Origin of the sequence: Arthrobacter pascens (assembly GCF_030816475.1) — a bacterium.
In the GTDB taxonomy this organism is placed as follows: Bacteria; Actinomycetota; Actinomycetes; order Actinomycetales; family Micrococcaceae; genus Arthrobacter; species Arthrobacter pascens_B.
Genome location: NZ_JAUSXF010000001.1, coordinates 1,584,678 through 1,602,622 on the forward strand (window position 1 = coordinate 1,584,678; position 17,945 = coordinate 1,602,622).

The following is a 17,945-nucleotide window of genomic DNA, read 5'->3' on the forward strand; positions in this document are numbered from 1 at the left end:
GCGATGAAGCGGTGGTTGGGTAAGGCTGAAACGGCTATCGGCAACCACAGCGACCGGCTGAATGCCATCAATATCTTCCCGGTCGCGGACGGCGATACCGGGACCAATCTCTACCTCACAGTCCGCGCCGCGGCCCGGGCCCTCAACGCGGACCCCAGCGGGCCCGAAGCTGGTCAATCCGACGTCGGAGCGGTCCTGGCCCGGGCCGGCCAGGCTGCCATGGAACAGGCGCGCGGAAATTCCGGGACGCTTTTCTCGGTTTTCCTGTGCGCCGCGGCCGAGCCGCTGGTGGGCCACACCCGCCTGACGTCCACGCTCCTGGCGGCTGCCCTGAACCGCGCCCAGATCCGTGCCTGGTCCGCCCTGAGCGACCCGGTTCCCGGAACCATGCTCTCGGTGATGGAAGGGGCTGCCCGTTCCGCCGCGGCTGTGGATGCCGGGCAGAACGGCGATGACAGCAATCACGCCCTGGGACTGGCGCTCGATGCGGCCGTGGAGGGTGCGCTTGCTGCGGTGATCCGTACTGAAGTCCAGCTGGACGCCCTGCAGGCCGCGCATGTCGTCGACGCCGGCGGCGTTGGCATGCTCCTCATCCTTGACTGCCTCCGTTCGGCCGTCCTTGGGGAGGAACTGCAAAGCGAGCTCCTGGACGGCCTGCACGGCTATGACGTCCAGGATCCGCACATCCACAACGACATGCCCGACGACGACGGCGTGGAAGTCATGTGCACCATCAGCCTGTCGCCCCTGAACGCAGCCACCCTTCGGCAGCGCCTGGACGAGATCGGTGAGTCAGTCATCATGAGCCAGGTGGGCAATTCCTCTGACGCGGACGGCAACTACCGCTGGCGGGTCCATGTCCACGTCGCCGACGCAGACCCTGCAGTCCGGCTTATCCGCTCCCTCGGGGACCCCACGCAAATCACCGTCAGTGAGCTCGCCCTGCCCCGTGATCCCCAAGCAGACCCGGTGAACTTCAATGGGCATGAGCGCTGAACTTGACCTGGGCCTTGAACGCCGGATCGGAAAGCGCTCCGCTGCCGTCATAGAGAAGCATCTCGGCATCACGACCGTGGGCGGCCTGCTGAACTACTTCCCGCGCCGGTACCTGGACCGGGGCGAACTGACGCCAATCAGCGAGGTCCCGCTGGACGAGGACGTCACTCTCATCGCCCGCGTCGTCTCCAGCAGCACGCGCTCCATGCGGGCCCGCCGGGGAACCATCACCGACGTCGTCATTTCCGACGACGACGGACAGACGGGTCTCCGGGTGGTGGGCGGCCGCGACTACCGTGGCAAAGTCCCGGGAACCCTCAAGGTCAGCTTCTTTAATGGCTACCGGGCCAAAGCGGAGCTTCTCCAGGGACGCAGGGCCTTGTTCTCGGGCAAGGTCACCCGGTTCGGCGGTTCGCTGGGGCTTACCAACCCGGATTTCCTCCTCCTGGACGAGGACCCCTTCACGAAGGGAAGGGACCCGGAGCAGCTGGCGGCCATGCCCATTCCGGTCTACCCCGCCACGGCCAAACTCACCAGCTGGTCCATCCAGAAGGTCATTGCCACGCTCCTGGAAACGGTGGACCTGGGAACGCTTCCCGATCCCGTACCCGCCGCGGTTTCGGTCCGGGAGAAATTCCTCCCGATGGCCGAAGCCTACCGGCTCATCCACGCGCCGGAGACGCCTAAGGACTGGCAGCGGGCCCGGGACCGCTTCAGGTTTCAGGAAGCCCTGGTCCTGCAGTCCGCCCTTGCCCGGCGGCGCGCCCAGCTGGCGGCGGAGGAGGCCACTGCAAGGCGTTCGGTCCCGGACGGGCTCCTGTCGGCCTTCGACAGGCAGCTGCCCTTCACCCTCACGGCCGGCCAGTCCGCCGTCGGCAAGACGCTCTCCGAGGAACTCGGACAGGACGCTCCCATGAACCGCCTGCTTCAGGGCGACGTCGGCTCCGGAAAGACGATCGTGGCCCTCCGCGCCATGCTGCAGGTCATCGACGCCGGGGGACAGGCAGCCTTGCTTGCCCCCACTGAGGTGCTCGCTGCCCAGCACTACGAATCGATCCGCCGCACCCTCGGCTCCCTGTCGCGGGATCCGATGCTCTCCGGGGACGGACTGCTCGCCGGTCTGGGCGGAAATGGCGTGCAGGTCACCATGCTGACCGGATCTATGCCCACCGCGGCGCGCAAGCGGGCCCTGCTCGACGCCGCCTCGGGGACGGCCGGCATCGTGATCGGGACGCACGCGCTCCTCAGCGAGAACGTGTCCTTTCACGACCTTGGCCTGATCGTGGTGGACGAGCAGCACCGCTTCGGCGTGGAGCAGCGAGATGTCCTGAGATCCAAGGCCAGCAAGCCTCCGCATCTGCTCGTCATGACAGCGACACCCATCCCGCGCACCGTGGCCATGACCGTTTTCGGCGATCTCGAAACCTCGGTGCTGGACGAACTTCCGGCGGGCAGGGCACCCATCTCCACCCATGTGGTGGGACTGTTCGAGAACCCGGGCTGGGCGGGACGCATCTGGTCCCGTTCCCGCGAGGAGATCGACGCAGGGCACCAGGTCTATGTCGTGTGTCCTCGCATTGGAACGGACGACGACGGCGACTTCAGTCCCGGGGAAGCGGAACCTTCCCCCGCGGACCTGGAAGGCGACGGCGCCGCACGCGAGCTCGCGTCGGTGACTACCATCGTCGAACATCTCCAGCAGGAGCCCTCGCTTGCCGGCATCCCGGTGGCACCGCTTCACGGCCGGCAGGAACCCGCAGCCAAGACGGCGGCCATGGCAGACTTCACGGCAAACAGGATCAAACTGCTGGTGTCCACCACTGTCATCGAAGTGGGCGTTGACGTCCACAACGCCACCCTGATGGTCATCCTCGACGCCGACCGGTTCGGCATTTCCCAGCTGCACCAGCTCCGCGGCCGGGTCGGCCGGGGCGGGCTGCCCGGTACCTGCCTGCTGGTCACCACGCTGGAACCCGGGCATCCAAGCCGGCGCAGGCTTGACGCCGTCGCCTCCACCACCGACGGTTTCCAGCTGTCCCAGGAGGACCTGAAGCTCCGGCGGGAGGGTGACATCCTGGGTGCTTCGCAGTCCGGCGGCCGTTCCACCCTGAGGCTCCTCAGGGTGCTGGAGCACGAGGACATCATTGCCCGTGCCAGGCAGGACGCCCAGGACATCGTGGGCCATGACCCCTCCTTGGAGCGTCATCCGTGGCTGGCCGGGGCAATCGATGAGTACCTGAACCCCGAGAAGGAGGCCTTCCTTGAACGAGGATGACGCGGCTTTGCACCGAACAGCCGGGACGGCCGGAACCTCGGGTCCTTCAGGCAGGGTCCGGACATGAGCCGGATTATTGCAGGAGCCGCCGGCGGCACTCCACTAGTCAATGTTCCGGGCAGCATGACGCGGCCCACGACAGACCGGGTCAAGGAAGCGCTGTTCTCGCGCCTCGACGCCTTCGGCGTCATTGCCGGCTCCCGGGTCCTGGACCTGTATGCGGGGTCTGGATCGCTGGGCGTCGAGAGCGGCAGCAGGGGCGCTGACACCGTGGACCTGGTGGAGTTCGATGCCAAGGCAAGCGCCGTCTGCCAACGTAACGCGGACCTGATCAACGGGGTGGTGGGACGCAAAGCGGTCACTGTGCACCGGTCCCGGGTGGAGTCATTCCTGGAACGGGCGGTGGATGGAAGCAGCTGGGACCTGGTTTTCCTGGATCCCCCGTATCCACTGGACGAACCGGCATTATCGGCGGTGCTGGAGAAACTCTCCGCCCATCTCGCTTCGTCCGCCGTGGTGGTTGTCGAAAGGTCGTCCCGGTCACCGGAACCGGACTGGCCGGACGGTATGGAACGCTTTGCGGAGAAGAAGTATGGGGAAACCAGGCTCTGGTTCGCCGAACCCTCGGTGCCTGACGCCATCCAGGATGACCTGGTTATTGACGCGCTGGGCCCGTCCGGTGGTTGAGGCCTAGCCAGCCAGGGCGTCCAGTTCCACGCCTGTCAGCACCTTCGCCGGGTGGGGGCCGCGCGCCATGAGTTCGGCTGTCCACCCGGCGGGCCACGTTGTCTGGGTTCCGGCAAGGATGATGTTGCCGGGGTAGCGGCCGGCGAACATCCCGGCTTCAGCGAAGGCAGCCACGTCGGCCATGGCGCGCCGCATCGCGGCCACCTGGCTCCGCACCAGGGTGAGCCCGGGCTCGTCGCCTACGTTCACGATCAGCAGCCCGTCCGGCTCCAGGCGTGCACGGGCCTCCCGGTAGAAGGCCTCGCAGGCGATGTGCTCCGGAGCTGCCGGGCCGGAGAAGATGTCCAGGATCACGACGTCGAAGCGCAGTCCCGGTTCCAGCTCCGTCAGGGCATCCCTCGCGTCGCCGATGATGGTGCGCAGGTCCGTTCCCTCCGGGAGGGGGAGCTGCTGCAGCACAAAATCCAACAGCTCGCGCTCAAGCTCCACCGCGTACTGGACGGAGCCCGGCCTGGTGGCCTGGATGTAGCGGGCAAGGGTCAGCGCGCCGGCCCCGAGGTGGAGTGCCGTGAGCGGCGTCCCTGCCGGCTTGGCAAGATCTACGAGGTGGCCGATCCTGCGCAGGTATTCGTAGAAGATCTCCTCGGGCCGGGCCAGGTTCACGTGGGACTGTTCAGCTCCGCCGATGCTTAGGACGAATGAGCCGTCCGTGAAGGCATCCGGCTGGATCGAGGCGTGCTGGCCTGTGGTCCTCAGGAACCTGGCGCGTGTGCTTCCGGCCTCAGGCATCAGAGCTTTCCGCTGAGACCGGCCAGCCGGGACGCAGCTTCTTCCAGGACTTCCACTTTCTTGCAGAACGCGAACCGAAGCAGGCTGCGCGTCCTTTCGGCACCCTGCGGGTGGCAAAAGACGGGGACGGGGATGGCGGCCACTCCCACCAGCCCCGGAAGTCTCCGGGCGAGGTCAACAGAATCCGTGATGCCCAGTGGTGCGGTGTCCACGTTCACGAAGTAGGTCCCCTGGGGAGAATAGACGTCGAATCCCGCGGCCTGGAGGCCTTCGCTGAGGATGTCACGCTTGCGCCGGAGGGTGTCCGCGACACCCTGGTAGAACTCGTCCGGGAGCGCCAGGGCCGTTGCGATGGCTGCCTGGAAAGGTGTTCCGGAGCTGTACGTGAGGAACTGCTTCACCGTGCGGATGGCTGCCACGAGCTCCTGCGGGCCGGACAGCCAGCCGATCTTCCAACCAGTGAACGAAAAAGTCTTTCCGGCGGAGGAGATGGTGACGGTCCTGTCCCCGGCACCGGGCAGGGTGGCCACTGGGATGTGGCTGACGCCGAAGGTGAGGTGTTCGTACACTTCATCGGTGATGATCAGGCAGTCGTTCCGGCGGGCCAGGTCAACCACGTGCTCGAGGACCTGGCGCGGGAAAACCGCACCTGTGGGATTGTGCGGATTATTCAGGAGAACTATCCGGGTGCGCTCGCTGAAGGCCGCCTCGAGGGCGTCCATGTCGGGGAGGAAATCCGGCGCCAGCAACGGTGCTGTGACATGGGTTGCGCCGGAAAGCCCGATGACTGCGCCGTAGGAGTCATAGAAGGGCTCGAAGGTCAGCACTTCATCACCGGGACCGGCGAACGCCAGGAGTGCAGCCGCGATGCCCTCCGTTGCGCCGGTGGTGACCAGGACCTCAGTCTGCGGGGCCGGGGAGAGGCCGTAGAACCGCTGTTGGTGGGCAGAGACCGCCTCCCGCAGTTCAAGAATGCCTTTGCCCGGCGCGTACTGGTTGGCGCCTGCCGCTATCGCAGCCTGCGCCGCGTCCTTGATTTCCGCCGGCCCGTCCTCGTCAGGAAATCCCTGCCCAAGGTTGATGGCCCCGGTCCGCTGGGCAAGCGCAGTCATCTCCTCGAAGATGGTGATCCCGAGTTGGCCGTCAGGACCCAGCAGGTTGGCACCGAGGGCCGCACGCTGCCAGGGAGCCGGAGCCGAGGCCTTGAAAAGTTCCCTTGGTGGATGCATCCAGTCATGGTATCCCGGCCTTGGGATGCGGTAGGTTCGGAGCATGAGACGTGCTGTTTGCCCCGGATCCTTCGACCCCATCCACAACGGCCATCTCGAGGTTATTGCCCGCGCCGCAGGCCTTTTCGATGAGGTCATCGTGGCCGTGTCCACCAACATTTCCAAGAAGTACAGGTTCAGCCTCGGGGACCGCATCGACATGGCGCGTGAAACGCTGGCGTCGCTGAAAGGCATCGTGGTGGAGCCGGTGGGTGAGGGGCTACTGGCGGAATACTGCCGGCAACGGGGTGTATCGGCGATCGTGAAGGGTCTGCGGTCCTCGTCCGATTTCGACTACGAACTTCCCATGGCCACCATGAACCGCCAGCTGAGCGGCGTGGAAACTGTGTTCCTGCCCGCCGAAGCGCATTACCTGCATCTGTCGTCAACGCTGATCAAGGAAGTCGCGGGCCTGGGTGGCAACGTGTCCGATTACGTGCCCCGCTCGGTGCAAAAGAGGCTGCTGGCTGGCGAGTCTCCACCCGACCAGCGGCCGAGAGGGTAGGCTGGTCCGGTACTTCGGTGGCCGTCACCGGCCTGGTTTGAGTCCCCAAGGTTCTTCAGGCTAAGATAGTACGTCGGTCATATGTTCAACAGGAGTTCTCATTAAGCGAGATGCTAGTTCGCCCTTGGCGTTCGACGTCAAGGACCTTGGGCGCAGCCCGGGAAGTATGCGAACACTTCAAGAACATGTACCCGCACCAAGTGATCTTGGTGTGGCACTCATTGGCGTTCAGGAAGGCTCGGATATCGAGCTGGATCTGAGGCTTGAGGCCGTACACGAAGGAATTCTGGTTTCAGGAACCGCAGTCGCCGAAGTAACCGGTGAATGCGGCCGATGCCTGGATCCCCTTGCGTATGACCTTGAGGTCAATGTGCAAGAACTTTTCTTCTATGAAGGCGTCCTGCTTTCGGATGAAGAAGATGATGAAGAGCAACGTCGAGTCGAGCACGATGTAATCGATCTTGAACCGGTGTTGCGGGACGCGGTTGTCACCATGCTGCCGTTCCAGCCGGTGTGCCGGGAAGACTGCCAGGGCCTTTGCTCCGAATGCGGAGCTCGCCTGGAAGACGAGCCGGGGCACCACCACGAGGTCTTGGATCCTCGCTGGGCTGCCCTAGCTGATATGGCTAAGCCTGACCGGCAAAATTGATTTGTACGTGTTTGTCTAGAGAGAAATGAGTTAGCCGTGGCTGTTCCCAAGCGGAAAATGTCTCGCTCGAATACCCGCGCCCGCCGCTCCCAGTGGAAGGCAACTGCCCCCCACCTGGTGAAGACCGTAGAGAACGGCCAGGTTACCTACAGCCTGCCGCACCAGGCAAAGGTCGTTACCGACTCGGCTGGCACTGCGCTGTTCCTTGAGTACAAGGGACGCAAGGTCGCGGACGTCTAATCGGCCATTCAGGCTGACATGATGTCTTCAACTGAAGAGCTTCTGAAGCGTCTCGGTGTCTCCATTGACGCCGGGACGCTTCGTCTTGCGCTCACCCACAGGTCCTACGCCTACGAAAACGGCGGTATCCCCACTAACGAGCGGCTGGAATTCCTGGGCGACTCCATCCTGGGATTTTCCGTGACGGATGCGCTGTACCGTGACAACCCCACTCTGCCCGAAGGTGACCTCGCCAAGCGGCGGTCCGCCGTGGTCAGCACGCGTGCGCTGGCCGGTATCGGCCGCAGCCTGGGTATTGGCGACTACATCTACCTCGGCCAGGGCGAAAAGCTCACCGAGGGCAAGAACAAGGCGTCCATCCTCGCTGACACCATGGAAGCCCTGATTGGCGCGACCTATGTGTCCAATGACATCGAGACTGCCCGGCAGCTGGTGATGCGCCTGATCGGCCCGCTCCTGAAGGACGCTGCCGCGCTCGGTGCGGGAACTGACTGGAAGACCAGCATCCAGGAGCTGGCAGCGAGCCGGCAGCTGGGCAGCATCCACTACGCGGTGCAGGGGTCAGGGCCGGATCACGCCCGCACGTTCACTGCCGTGCTGGAAATCGGCGGCACCGCCTACGGCAAGGGATCCGGACACTCCAAGAAGGAAGCGGAGCAGGAAGCTGCCGCCGATGCCTGGCGGGTGCTCTCCGGGACTATCGCTTCGGTGCAGACCGCCGGCCCGGCCGATTCTGCTGCAAACGTCTAGGCTGTCATGCCGGAACTCCCGGAAGTGGAGGTCGTCCGCCGCGGCCTGGTGAACTGGGTCCGGGGCCGGACCATCAATGGAGTGGACGTCCTGGATGAGCGTTCCATCCGGCGCCATGCCTTGGGCCGCGAGGACTTCACAGGCAATCTGGTGGGTGCCACTGTGACGGACGTGGTCCGCAGGGGGAAATTCCTGTGGATGCCGCTGCAGGACGACGCCGACAGCTACGGACCTCCCGCCGTCGCGCTCATGGCGCATCTTGGAATGAGCGGCCAGCTCCTCATGCAGGACGACAGCGTTCCTGACGAGAAGCATCTGAAAGTCAGGCTTCGCCTCAGCGCCCGGGAAGGGATGCCCGAACAGCTACGGTTTGTGGACCAGCGAATTTTCGGTGGGCTGTTCGTCACGTCGCTGGTCCCCACGGACGACGGCGCCCCCGGCGGCCTTGCCGAATCCCCGCTTCCCCTGATCGCGGAGGAGGCCTCGCACATCGCCAGGGATCCCCTGGACCCGGCGTTCTCCTTCGAGCTGTTCTACCGCAGGCTCCGGAAGCGGAGGACGGGCCTCAAACGTGCGCTGCTGGACCAGGGCCTGGTGTCCGGAATCGGGAACATCTACGCAGACGAAGCCCTGTGGCGGGCAAAACTGCACTTTGCCAGGCCCACAGACACCCTGCGCCGGAACGAGGCCGAAACAGTCCTGGACTGTGCCCGGGAAGTCATGCAGGATGCCCTGGCCGCCGGCGGGACCAGCTTCGATTCCCTCTACGTGAATGTCAACGGCGCCTCCGGATACTTCGAGCGTTCACTCAATGCCTACGGCCGCGAAGGGCAGCCCTGCGGCCGTTGCGCCGCTGCGGGAATCACCTCTGCCATCCGGCGGGATCAATTCATGAACCGCTCCTCCTACACCTGTCCGGTATGCCAGCCGAAGCCCCGAAGGGGGCGATGGTAGAGGGACGATGGTAAACAGGCGCGGGTAGACGGCCGGGCAAAGTGTGCGGATTCTGCGGTTCCACAATGTGGAGTCCGTTGGCAGACTAGGCGCATAACGCACCAGTCCCAGCCCTTGACCAGGAACCAGGCAGCCCTTGTACATTTCGATGGCGGACCGCAGCGGCGGCCGGAAGGACACGGAGTCGGACCTGCCCGCCGCCCCCGGAGCGGCGTTCCGGCTGTCCCCGGTGATCATCTGGCTTGGCGTCGTCAGCATGATGACGGATATATCCTCAGAGTCGGTGTCTGCCATCCTGCCGCTCTATGTCACAGGGTTCCTGGGACTGTCCACCATCGCCTTCGGCTTTATTGACGGCATCAACCAGGGTGCCAGCGCCATTGTCCGGATCGCCGCCGGCTGGGTATCGGACAGCACAGGCCATCCTAAGCGTGTTGCCGTGGCCGGTTACGGGCTGTCCATGCTGGCCAGGATCGGTTTCCTCTTCGCCGGAGGCGTTGGGGCTGTCGCCGCGATCGTCACGGGGGACCGGATCGGGAAAGGCATCAGGACGGCGCCGCGTGATGCACTGATCTCCGAGGCGGCACAGCCGGATTATCTGGCCAGGTCCTTTGGAATCCACCGCATGCTGGACAACATCGGTGCTGCCGCCGGCCCGCTCATTGCGTTCCTGGTGCTTCTGGCCATTCCTCAGGGCTTCAGTACGGTTTTCGTGGTTTCGCTGGCATTTTCGGCCATCGGCGTCGCTGTTCTGGTGCTCATCGTTCCGGGCAGGAAAGGCCCGCGGCCAAGGCGGGAGGCCCGAACCCGCCGGCCCTTACGAGGTCCCCGGCTCCGCTTCCCCCGGATCACGTGGGCCCATCTGAAGGAACAGGGACTGGGCCGGCTGATGTTGACCGCCGGCCTGCTGGGCATCCTCACGATCGGTGACGGCTTCATCTACCTGATCCTGCAGAACCGCGATTCCTTTGCCGTCCAGTGGTTCCCGCTCCTCTTCGTCGGGACCAACGCCGCATTCCTGCTGTTTGCGGTCCCCCTGGGCAGGCTGGCTGACCGCTGGGGCCGGGTTCCGGTATTCCTGTCCGGCCACGTGGCCCTGCTGGCCTGCTACCTGCTGGCAGCGTTGCCGTTTGGAGGTCTTGGCGTAACCCTGGGGTGCCTGGTTCTGCTCGGGCTCTTCTACGCAGCGACGGACGGTGTGCTGGCCGCCCTGGTCAGCCAGCTGTCGGCACCGGAGAAAGTAGGGACAGCCCTTGGAACGGCACAGACAGTGGTGGCGCTGAGCAGGATGGCTGCAGCATCAGGATTCGGCGTTCTCTGGTTTGCCGTTGGAGCGGGTACCGCCATGGTTTGCGTGGCCGTACTCCTGGCCGCCGCCCTTGGCGCGGCAGCCATCCTGATGCGCGGACCGGGCCGTCAGGTGATTGCCCGGTGAGCCTCAGGGGGCGTTGGCTGACGCTGCTCGCCGTCGTACTGCTGGTGGCCGGAGGCACGGCGGCCTATGCCGTTGCAGCTTTCCAGGGTGCGAAGACCAGCCAGGAAGCGGAGTCAGCGGTGGACGTGGTTAGGGCCGACGGCCTGCCGGCCGAACCGTTCGTGATGTTCCGGAACACAGCGCCCGGCCAGGGCTTCGGCGAAGCAGCCACTGTCCTCCTGGCTGATCCCTCAGGCCAGCGGGCGGTCAGCGGACACAGCTGTGACAGGGTCTATGCCGTGCGTCACCTCGTGAGCTGCCTGCGTACAAAGAATGAAGTGCCCACCAATTTCGAGGCCACGACATACGATGGCTCGCTGAAGGCTATTGAATCCTGGGCGCTCCCCGGCATACCCAGCAGGACGCGGATCAGCCCGGATGGCTTACTCCTTGCTTCGACGGTCTTTGTGGGCGGTCACTCCTACTCGTCTGCAGGGTTCTCCACCGAGACCGTGATCCGCAGCAGCGATGGCGCCCTTCACGCCAACCTCGAGGATTTTGCCCTCATTGCCGGCGGAACGCGGATCAAGGCCCCGGACCGCAATATCTGGGGCGTCACGTTCGCCCCCGGACAGCCTGACGTTTTTTACGCCACGGCGTCCTCCCAAGGAAAGATCTGGCTGGTCCGGGGAAGCCTCCGGGACCAAACCCTTACGGAGGTCGCTACCGGCGTCGAATGCCCTTCAGTCTCTCCGGACGGTACACGGATCGCTTTCAAGAAGAGTATGGACGGAACGCTGGTGGGCCACCGGAACATCGCGGTGCTGGACATCGCCGCGGGGACGGAAACGGTCCTCCCAGAGCAGCGAAGCATCGACGACCAGCTGGAATGGCTCGATAACACCACGGTTCTGTACGGCGTTCCGCGCGAAGGATCAGGCCAGGACAGCGACATCTGGTCCCTGGGCACCGACCCTGCCGCGCAGCCCGCACTGTTCATTGAGCATGCCTGGTCCCCGGCCGTGGTCCGGAAGTAAGCGGTACACTTCAGGACCGGTCTGCCGAAATCCGCGGAAATCCGCTAAAACGCAGTAGATTTGGGGCAGCAAAGCAGCCGCTTCAGCCACTCAGGAGATCCGAAACACCTTGCACCTCAAAAGCCTGACCGTCCGGGGGTTCAAGTCGTTTGCGTCCGCCACGACCTTCGATTTCGAACCTGGCGTCACCGCCGTCGTGGGGCCGAACGGCTCGGGGAAATCCAATGTGGTGGATGCCCTGTCCTGGGTGATGGGGGAGCAGGGCGCCAAGACGCTCCGCGGCGGCAAGATGGAGGACGTCATTTTCGCGGGAACGTCCGGCCGGCCGCCGCTGGGCCGGGCACACGTCTCCCTGACGATTGACAACACTGACGGTGCTCTGCCCATCGAATACAGCGAGGTCACCATCTCGCGCACCCTCTTCCGCACCGGCGGCTCCGAGTACGCCATCAACGGTGCCGGCTGCCGGCTGCTGGACATCCAGGAACTGCTGTCGGACTCAGGCCTGGGCCGGGAAATGCATGTAATTGTGGGCCAGGGCCAGCTGGACAAGGTGCTTCACGCCACCCCGGAGGACCGGCGCGGGTTCATCGAGGAAGCCGCCGGAATCCTCAAGCACCGCCGTCGCAAGGAAAAGACAGTCCGCAAACTCGAGGCCATGCAGGCCAACCTGCAGCGGCTCAGCGATCTTACGGGGGAGATCCGGCGGCAGCTGACGCCGCTCGGCAAGCAGGCTGAAGTGGCCCGCCGGGCCCAGCGCGTCCAGTTTGACGTGCGGGATGCCCGCGCCCGGCTCCTGGCCGATGACCTTGTCCGGCTGCAGAGCTCCCTTGACCAGGACATAGCGGATGAGGCCGCTCTGAAGGCCCGCCGGGCCATCGTGGAACAGGAATTTGAATCCGGCCGCAGGAGCCAGGCGAACCTGGAGCAGCTCGCCGCAGAGGCAACTCCCAGGCTTAACGCCGCGCGGGACGACTGGTACCGCCTGTCCGCGGCCCGCGAACGGCTCCGTGCCCTGGGCTCCCTCGCCCAGGAACGCAGCAGGCTGCTCGGCTCCGTTGACGCCGAACCATACTCCGGGCGGGATCCGGAACAGCTGGAACGGCAGGCCGCGCGTGTCCGGGAGGAGGTGGCGGAACTTGAACGGCACATCCTGGATAAACGCAGCTCCCTTGATACCGCCGCAGCGGCCAAAGCAGAGGCTGAGCGCGCCTCCCTTGCCGAGGAGAAACGGCTGACGGCCCTCCTACGTGCCGCCGCCGATCGGCGGGAGGGACTTGCCCGGCTTGCCGGCCAGGTGGCTGCTGCCCGCTCACGGGTGGAGTCCGCCCACGCCGAGCTCGGCAGGCTGCGGGAATCTGTGGCGGGCGGCACCGAGCGCCGCCGCCGCGCACAGGAGGAGTTCACGGCCCTGGAAAGCCAGGTGGCGGGAGTCGAGGAGGGGGAAGAAAGCCTCGACGCCGACTACGAGGAGGCAACTGCGCGGCTGGATGGCGTCCTCCAGGAGATCAAGGACCTCACCGCCGCCGTCGGGGAGGCTGTTCGTGAACGTGATGCCCTGGTGGCGCGGCGGGATGCCCTCCAGCTCGGACTGGACCGCAAAGACGGCGGAGAACACGCGCTCAACTCGGGACTGCCAGGCGTCGCCGGAACATTCGCATCGGAACTTACCGTCGAGGCAGGATTCGAAACCGCAGTTGCTGCCGCCCTCGGGGAGGCGTCGGAGGCGGTCCTGGTTCGGGATCCGGCCGTGGCCGTGGCTGTGCTCCAGTTCCTCAAGGACGACGACGCCGGACGCGCCTCGCTGCTGCTGGAATCGGCCCTTCCGGCCGGGGGGAAGGGAACAGAGCCTGCACCCGAACTGCCCGCCGGTGCCCGCAGCGCTGTCGGCCTTGTTTCCGCGCCGGCCTCGGCGTCGGGCGTCGGGATGCGAGCCGTTGGGGCCCTCCTGGCCGGAACCGCCGTCGTCGATGACCTTGCGGCCGCCGCCCGACTGGTGGCCGAAAGGCCTGAACTGACTGCCGTCACCAGGGGCGGTGATGTCTTCACAGCGCTGACCATCACCGGCGGCTCCGCGAAAGCTCCGTCACTCCTGGAGGTGCAGGCAGCGGTTGACGACGCCGAGACCCGGCTTGCCGCCGTCACAGCTGACTTGGAGCGGAACAGGTTCGCCCTGGCCGGTGCCGAGGCACGGCGCGCCGAAATGCAGGACAGGGCCGACGCCGCCCTCGACAGGCTGCACGAATCCGATGCCCGCCTCGCAGCAGTCGCCGAACGGCTGGGCCACCTGAACTCGGTCCTGCGCAGCGCCGTGGGCGAGAGTGACAGGCTTGCCGCTTCGCTGGCCGCTGCTGAGGCCAACGTGGTGACGGAGGAAGCGGCGCTCGCAGCCATTGCTGCCCGCCTGGCCGCCGCCCAGGAGGCGCCCGCGGAGGAGGAGCCCTCCACTGCCCGACGAGATGCCCTGGCGCTGGCCGCCTCAGCGGCGCGGTCCGAGGAGATGGAGGCGAGGCTGGCGCTGCGCAGCGCCGAGGAGCAGCTGGCCGCCACAGGCAACCGCGCCGTGTCGCTGGAACGGGCAGCCGCCACGGAACGCCGCGCCCGTGAAGAGGCGGCGGAGCGGGCCCGGCGCCGCCGGATCCAGGCCAAGCGCGCTGCCGCCGTTTCGGCCGCCGTCGAGCTTGCCACCCGGTTCATCGACCTATCCGTGGAGCTAGCCCGGGGGGAGCGGGACCTGGCCGAAGAGAACCGGGAGCAGCGGGACCGCGCGCTCCTGGAAGTGCGGACGGCAAACGAGGCCCTCGCGCGCGAATTGGCGGAACTGACAGATTCGGTCCACCGCGACGAACTGGCCCGGGCGCAGCAGCGGGCGCGCATCGAAGCGCTCGAGAGCCGTTCCATCGACGAACTCGGGATCAGCCCCGACATGCTGGTAGCGGACTACGGTCCCGACGTGCCCGTGCCGGTTCCGGCAGAAGAAACCGGAGACAAATGGGCTGCGCTTCGGACACCGGTGGATGACAACGGCGCACCGGTGGCAGAGGGAAAGCCCTTTGTCCGGGAGGAACAGGAAAAACGGCTCAGGAAGGCCGAACGGGACCTCTCCAGCCTGGGCCGGGTGAACCCACTCGCCCTTGAGGAATTCGCCGCCCTCGAGGAGCGGCACCAGTTCCTGAGCACCCAGCTCGAGGACCTGAAGGCCAGCCGCAAGGACCTGCTGGACATCATCAAGGAAGTGGACGACCGGGTCCAGCGGGTCTTCGCCGAGGCCTTCGAGGACACGCAGGCGCAGTTTGTCCGGGTTTTCGCCCGGCTCTTTCCTGGAGGGGAAGGCCGGCTTGTCCTGACGGACCCGGCGGACCTGCTCACCACCGGCATCGAGGTCGAGGCACGCCCCGCGGGTAAGAAGATCAAGAGGCTTTCCCTGCTGTCCGGCGGTGAGCGCTCCCTCACCGCCGTCGCACTGCTGGTGGCCATATTCAAGGCCAGGCCGTCCCCGTTCTATGTCATGGATGAGGTGGAAGCAGCACTCGACGACACCAACCTTGGCAGGCTCATCACCGTTTTCGAGGAACTCAGGGAATCCAGCCAGCTCATCGTGATCACGCACCAGAAACGGACGATGGAAATCGCTGACGCACTCTACGGCGTCACCATGCGCGGAGACGGCGTGTCCACCGTCATCAGCCAACGCCTGGGCGCAGAGGTGTAGCCGGCCGTTCCCGGGAAACGCCCTCTGTGTCTGTGAGAAGCTAGGGGAGTGAATGATATCCTCCCTATAATTGTGTCCATTGTTGCTGCCCTGGTGGTTGTTGGCGGACTGATTCCGGTCCTGTTGAAGACCCGCAGGAACATCACCCGGTACCCGGGCACCCGCGATGCCAACGATCCCGCCCCGCAGGGCGGCGGAACGCTGCTGGAGGACTCGCTGGCGGCGCCGGCCGAACGCGGGGCTCCCGCCGGCGAAGGCGTGCTGGACCTGGAAACCACTGAGGTCCCCGATGATGCCGCGGGCCTGGAAACGATCCGGGTTGAGACTCCCCTCCCGGTGGCCGGCCGCCTCACCCGCCTGCGGGAGCGCCTGGTCCGCTCCAACAACATCTTTGGGAAAGGCCTTCTGGCGCTGCTTTCCAGCGACACTATTGACGAAGACGTGTGGGACGAAGTCGAGGAAACGCTCCTGCTGGCCGACCTCGGGACCGAGCCCACCATGCAGTTGGTGGACGCCCTGCGTGAGCGTGTGAAAGTGCTCGGCACCAGGACGCCTGAGCAGGTCAAGGCCCTGCTCCGCGAAGAACTCATCAAGCTGGTGGATCCCTCCATGGACCGGAGCCTCAACATCGACAGGCATGCGGACAGGCCGGCCGTCATGATGGTGGTCGGGGTCAACGGCGTGGGCAAAACCACCACCGTGGGCAAGCTTGCGCGCGTGCTCGTGGCTGAAGACAAGGACGTCCTGCTGGGCGCTGCGGACACGTTCCGTGCCGCCGCGGCCGAGCAGCTGGCAACCTGGGGCCAGCGGGTCGGTGTCCCCACAGTGAAGTCCGACGTCGATGGCGCCGATCCGGCCTCCGTCGCCTATGAGGCGGTCAAGGCAGGTATCGACCAGGAGGTCGACGTGGTCATGATCGACACGGCGGGACGCCTGCAGAACAAGGTGGGCCTGATGGACGAACTCGGCAAGGTCAAGCGGGTCATCGAAAAACTGGCCGAAGTGGACGAGGTGCTTCTGGTGCTGGATGCCACCACCGGCCAGAACGGGCTGAACCAGGCACGCGTCTTCTCCGAGGTCGTGAACATCACCGGCATTGTCCTGACCAAGCTGGACGGAACGGCCAAGGGCGGCATCGTCGTCGCGATCCAGAGGTCACTCGGTGTGCCGGTCAAACTGATCGGTCTTGGCGAGGGCGCCGATGACCTCGCGCCCTTCGAGGCTGAGAGCTTCGTGGACGCACTGCTGAACTGACCCTCAGCTTTTTGTTTTCAGCGTCTCGGCGGTGAACGCCCAGGCCGCTGCGGCAAGCACCAGCACGCCGCCGGTCACCGCAAACGACCACCCGTAACCCAGCCTGTCGGCCAGCACTCCCGCCAGGACCGGCCCGGCAATGGCACCGGTATCTGATGTCATCTGATAGGCGGCAAGAACTCTTCCTCCGGAACGCTCGGTTCCGATGACGTCGGCGACGGCGGCCTGCTGGGCCGGTCCCAGCAGGCCCGACCCGACGCCGGCCAGTGCCGAGGCGGCGAGGAACCAGGCCAGCTCGTGCGTGAATCCGATGGCTGCCGTGGAAATCCCGGCGACAAGCAGCCCTGAAACCATCATGGGCCGCCGGCCCAGGGTGTCCGCCACGCGGCCGGAAAAAGTCAAGGCGGCTGCATTCCCGGCGGCGAACACTGCCAGTGCCAGGCCTGCGGCTTCAGGACCCGACCCCAGGACCGCTACGGCAAACAGCGGAACCGTGGCCATCCGAACACCGAACGTTGCCCAGCCGTTGGCAAAGCTGGAAAGTAGCACCGAGCGGTAGGCGCCGAGGCGCAGCGCTTCCGCGACAAGCATGTCCGGGGCGCGGGTGCCGGCGGACCCGCTGGCCGCGGGCCGGTGGCTGAGCTGGGTCTGGACGACGGCGGCTGCCAGCACCAGGGCGGCCGCGTACGCGAGGAACGGCACCCGCAGCCCGAACCCGGCCAGCATTCCGCCGACGATCGGCCCGCACACGTTCCCGATCAGGAACGCGGATGCGTAGGCTCCCGATACCCTGCCGCGGCTCTCCGGCGGCGCCAGCCGGACCACGAGCGCCATGGACGCCACCGTGAACATGACCGAGCCCGCACCGCCGAGCCCGCGGAACACCAGCAACTGCCAATAGTCCTGGGCAAAGGCGCAGGCCGCCGTCGAGGCCGCCACGATCAGCAGCCCGCCCACATACACCGGCCGCTCGCCGAGGCGTCCGATCAGGGCACCGCCTGCCGGCGCGAAGATCAGGCGCATGAAGGCAAAGATGCTCACGATCACCGCCGCAGCAGTGGCCCCCACATCGAAGGTGGTGGCGAACTGCGGCAAGACCGGGGCGACCAGCCCGAATCCGAGGGCGATGAGGAACGCCGCGGCGAGCATCACCTTAATGTCCCGCGGAAGCGGGGCGTGTCCGGGCCGCAGGACGGCGAAAATCCGTGTTGCGGCGCGGCTCACACGGGGCGGTGCCGTCATGGTGGGGAGTCCTTGCAGTTTAAGTTCAGGTGCACTTGGGGAATGGCTGAAACATAACCGTAACAAGCCAGATATGCACCATTTACTTCCTAGAGGTTCTTGTAACAAACCGGCAATGTAAATCCTCCGCCAGCGAAACACAGCAAGGCAAAACTTGAAACAGAACGCAAATG

General features: G+C 65.7%; 15 protein-coding genes. 12 read left to right on the top strand and 3 right to left on the bottom strand.

All coding sequences use genetic code 11. The annotated features are described in order from the left end of the window. Positions 1–3 precede the first annotated feature (3 nt). The 3 genes from QFZ40_RS07295 (at position 4) to rsmD (ending at position 3,958) form a co-directional block, all read left to right on the top strand. Positions 4–996, top strand: a complete 993-nt coding sequence (locus QFZ40_RS07295; protein WP_306903634.1) for a DAK2 domain-containing protein — start codon at positions 4–6, stop codon at positions 994–996. Further along, complete coding sequence (locus QFZ40_RS07300) at positions 986–3,271, top strand: ATP-dependent DNA helicase RecG (RefSeq protein WP_306903635.1); 2,286 nt, start codon at positions 986–988, stop codon at positions 3,269–3,271. Before QFZ40_RS07295 ends, QFZ40_RS07300 begins: the two co-directional genes overlap by 11 nt. A gap of 63 nt (positions 3,272–3,334) precedes the next feature. Next, the gene (gene rsmD / locus QFZ40_RS07305) at positions 3,335–3,958 is read left to right on the top strand and encodes a 16S rRNA (guanine(966)-N(2))-methyltransferase RsmD (RefSeq protein WP_306903636.1); all 624 of its coding nucleotides are present in this window, start codon (positions 3,335–3,337) and stop codon (positions 3,956–3,958) included. A gap of 3 nt (positions 3,959–3,961) precedes the next feature. On the opposite strand, the gene QFZ40_RS07310 is transcribed toward rsmD, so the two are convergent. Together QFZ40_RS07310 and QFZ40_RS07315 are read right to left on the bottom strand one after the other, a co-directional pair. Continuing rightward, positions 3,962–4,747: a spermidine synthase gene (locus tag QFZ40_RS07310; protein ID WP_306903637.1), complete on the bottom strand. Its 786-nt coding sequence runs from the start codon at positions 4,745–4,747 to the stop codon at positions 3,962–3,964. Further along, positions 4,747–5,976, bottom strand: coding sequence for an aminotransferase class I/II-fold pyridoxal phosphate-dependent enzyme (locus tag QFZ40_RS07315; protein ID WP_306903638.1), 1,230 nt, complete (start codon positions 5,974–5,976; stop codon positions 4,747–4,749). Before QFZ40_RS07315 ends, QFZ40_RS07310 begins: the two co-directional genes overlap by 1 nt. Positions 5,977–6,019: 43 nt before the next feature. Between QFZ40_RS07315 and coaD the strand changes: the two genes are divergently transcribed. The 9 genes from coaD (at position 6,020) to ftsY (ending at position 16,530) form a co-directional block, all read left to right on the top strand. Further along, the gene (gene coaD / locus QFZ40_RS07320; protein WP_306903639.1) at positions 6,020–6,520 is read left to right on the top strand and encodes a pantetheine-phosphate adenylyltransferase; all 501 of its coding nucleotides are present in this window, start codon (positions 6,020–6,022) and stop codon (positions 6,518–6,520) included. Positions 6,521–6,644: 124 nt separating this feature from the next. Continuing rightward, positions 6,645–7,169: a YceD family protein gene (locus QFZ40_RS07325; protein WP_306903640.1), complete on the top strand. Its 525-nt coding sequence runs from the start codon at positions 6,645–6,647 to the stop codon at positions 7,167–7,169. A 36-nt stretch (positions 7,170–7,205) separates the two neighbouring features. Beyond that, positions 7,206–7,409 (top strand): 50S ribosomal protein L32, encoded by a 204-nt coding sequence (gene rpmF / locus QFZ40_RS07330; protein ID WP_009356569.1) that lies wholly within the window; start codon positions 7,206–7,208, stop codon positions 7,407–7,409. A 21-nt stretch (positions 7,410–7,430) separates the two neighbouring features. Beyond that, a complete protein-coding gene (gene rnc / locus QFZ40_RS07335) occupies positions 7,431–8,159 on the top strand; it encodes a ribonuclease III (RefSeq protein WP_306903641.1) in 729 nt (242 codons plus the stop codon). 6 nt (positions 8,160–8,165) lie between these two features. After that, on the top strand, positions 8,166–9,113 hold the full coding sequence (gene mutM, locus QFZ40_RS07340) for a bifunctional DNA-formamidopyrimidine glycosylase/DNA-(apurinic or apyrimidinic site) lyase (RefSeq protein WP_306903642.1): 948 nt from the start codon (positions 8,166–8,168) through the stop codon (positions 9,111–9,113). A gap of 136 nt (positions 9,114–9,249) precedes the next feature. After that, on the top strand, positions 9,250–10,548 hold the full coding sequence (locus QFZ40_RS07345) for an MFS transporter (protein ID WP_373427408.1): 1,299 nt from the start codon (positions 9,250–9,252) through the stop codon (positions 10,546–10,548). Then, positions 10,545–11,564 carry a hypothetical protein gene (locus QFZ40_RS07350; protein WP_306903644.1) on the top strand — a complete coding sequence of 340 codons (1,020 nt, stop codon included), beginning with the start codon at positions 10,545–10,547 and terminating at the stop codon, positions 11,562–11,564. The genes QFZ40_RS07345 and QFZ40_RS07350 overlap by 4 nt, the downstream gene beginning before the upstream one ends. Before the next feature lie 109 nt (positions 11,565–11,673). Then, on the top strand, positions 11,674–15,276 hold the full coding sequence (gene smc, locus QFZ40_RS07355) for a chromosome segregation protein SMC (protein WP_306903645.1): 3,603 nt from the start codon (positions 11,674–11,676) through the stop codon (positions 15,274–15,276). A gap of 48 nt (positions 15,277–15,324) precedes the next feature. After that, positions 15,325–16,530 carry a signal recognition particle-docking protein FtsY gene (gene ftsY, locus QFZ40_RS07360; RefSeq protein ID WP_306903646.1) on the top strand — a complete coding sequence of 402 codons (1,206 nt, stop codon included), beginning with the start codon at positions 15,325–15,327 and terminating at the stop codon, positions 16,528–16,530. A 3-nt stretch (positions 16,531–16,533) separates the two neighbouring features. Here ftsY and QFZ40_RS07365 read toward each other — a convergent pair whose 3' ends face one another. Next, on the bottom strand, positions 16,534–17,772 hold the full coding sequence (locus QFZ40_RS07365) for an MFS transporter (RefSeq protein ID WP_373427409.1): 1,239 nt from the start codon (positions 17,770–17,772) through the stop codon (positions 16,534–16,536). Positions 17,773–17,945: the final 173 nt, after the last annotated feature.

What these genes read in the sequence shown, in the direction of transcription:
- QFZ40_RS07300 (WP_306903635.1), top strand. Translation starts at nt 986, where the DNA reads ATGAGCGCTGAACTTGACCTGGGCCTTGAACGCCGGATCGGAAAGCGC.
- rsmD (WP_306903636.1), top strand. Translation starts at nt 3,335, where the DNA reads ATGAGCCGGATTATTGCAGGAGCCGCCGGCGGCACTCCACTAGTCAAT.
- QFZ40_RS07365 (WP_373427409.1), bottom strand. Translation starts at nt 17,772, where the DNA reads ATGACGGCACCGCCCCGTGTGAGCCGCGCCGCAACACGGATTTTCGCC.
- mutM (WP_306903642.1), top strand. Translation starts at nt 8,166, where the DNA reads ATGCCGGAACTCCCGGAAGTGGAGGTCGTCCGCCGCGGCCTGGTGAAC.
- rnc (WP_306903641.1), top strand. Translation starts at nt 7,431, where the DNA reads ATGTCTTCAACTGAAGAGCTTCTGAAGCGTCTCGGTGTCTCCATTGAC.
- QFZ40_RS07315 (WP_306903638.1), bottom strand. Translation starts at nt 5,976, where the DNA reads ATGCATCCACCAAGGGAACTTTTCAAGGCCTCGGCTCCGGCTCCCTGG.
- QFZ40_RS07295 (WP_306903634.1), top strand. Translation starts at nt 4, where the DNA reads ATGAAGCGGTGGTTGGGTAAGGCTGAAACGGCTATCGGCAACCACAGC.
- QFZ40_RS07310 (WP_306903637.1), bottom strand. Translation starts at nt 4,747, where the DNA reads ATGCCTGAGGCCGGAAGCACACGCGCCAGGTTCCTGAGGACCACAGGC.
- coaD (WP_306903639.1), top strand. Translation starts at nt 6,020, where the DNA reads ATGAGACGTGCTGTTTGCCCCGGATCCTTCGACCCCATCCACAACGGC.